General features: G+C 30.9%; 2 protein-coding genes. Both read right to left on the bottom strand.

Going from position 1 to position 1,212, the window contains the following annotated elements:
- Positions 1 to 185 precede the first annotated feature (185 nt).
- Positions 186 to 638, bottom strand: coding sequence for a hypothetical protein (locus OIU80_RS20830; protein WP_264288885.1), 453 nt, complete (start codon positions 636 to 638; stop codon positions 186 to 188).
- A 12-nt stretch (positions 639 to 650) separates the two neighbouring features.
- Positions 651 to 1,212: RHS repeat-associated core domain-containing protein (locus OIU80_RS20825; RefSeq protein WP_264288884.1), on the bottom strand; the 562-nt coding region annotated here is incomplete at its 5' end.

Below are 1,212 nucleotides of genomic sequence, written 5' to 3'. Positions count from 1 at the left end.
CCCCTATTAGTTTTTATCCTTTCTTATTTCCTTTGAATCTATTTATTAAATCACAAAACCCCGATTTCTCAGGGTTTTTTGTTGTATTTCTATACGTACACAAGCTAGAAGCTTGTGCCAGCTGGGAGGATTTGAAACAACTTCGTCTATCTAGATTGAGGTATAGAATGTTTTGATACATTACCCTAATCTTCATATATTACCTCCATTTTGTCTGGTTGATGTATAGGGAATCTGATTTTTAAACCCGATGTAGACATACATATTATTTCTGTTGGAGATTCAAATATTGCACTAACAAATACATCACTGTTATCTAAAAAGAAAAACCATAAAAATTCCTGAATATTTTTGTTAAAAACATAAACAATCCCATCTCCACCCATACTACCACCTCCAGCAAATATTTGATATATGTCATTTTCTACCATAACAGATGCAAATATCGAGGATACATAATCTAATGAATTATATTCAAAATAACTGTCTATTGTTGACTTGCATAGAACTCTTAGTATATATTTATTATTACTGTTTTTATAACTTTCCATAACCAACATATCGCCATTTGGATATATTATTGAGTTTATTAATGGATACTCATAATTTTCAATTAGTTTAATTACTTGTTTATTCATATAATTTATTTATTAGTGACATGAAGGAAGCTTTGGTTTATCTTTCAAACCATTATTTGGTACAACACCGCCCTCTCTAATATTTCTAATATCTTTAAACCTTTTTTCAAAAGCCTCATTCCAAGTCTTGTTTGAACCAGGCATTATATCATTACCATCTACCATATTCACTTTTAATTCGCTTAAATTAGCATTTTGAGCGGATAAAAGTCTTCTATTATCATAGCTAACCATTTGTCCATCTCTAACCATAACATCTATTGGCTTAGTATATTTTTCTGGATTCCAAACCCGTACATCAGATACAGTTCTTTGAGAAAAATTTATATCATTTGGATTTGCAATTATAGGATTTAATCCCAAAATATCTAACCAGCTATTCGAGTCCTTTACATACGCATAAAAATTCGGGTTATTTCCTGCAAGTCCAATTCTATCTTGACTCAAATAAACCCCAGCATCAGGGGAGTAATAACGATATCTATTATAATAAAGCTCTGTCTCTACATCCTCATATTGACCAAGCTGCCTAAAAGGAATAAAACTTCTATCTCCTTTTAAATCTTTTAGCCCT

Source organism: Flavobacterium frigoritolerans, assembly GCF_025847275.1.
Classification (GTDB): Bacteria; Bacteroidota; Bacteroidia; order Flavobacteriales; family Flavobacteriaceae; genus Flavobacterium; species Flavobacterium frigoritolerans.
Note: the sequence above shows the minus strand (reverse complement) of the source record. Positions and strands in the feature narration are given on the sequence as shown.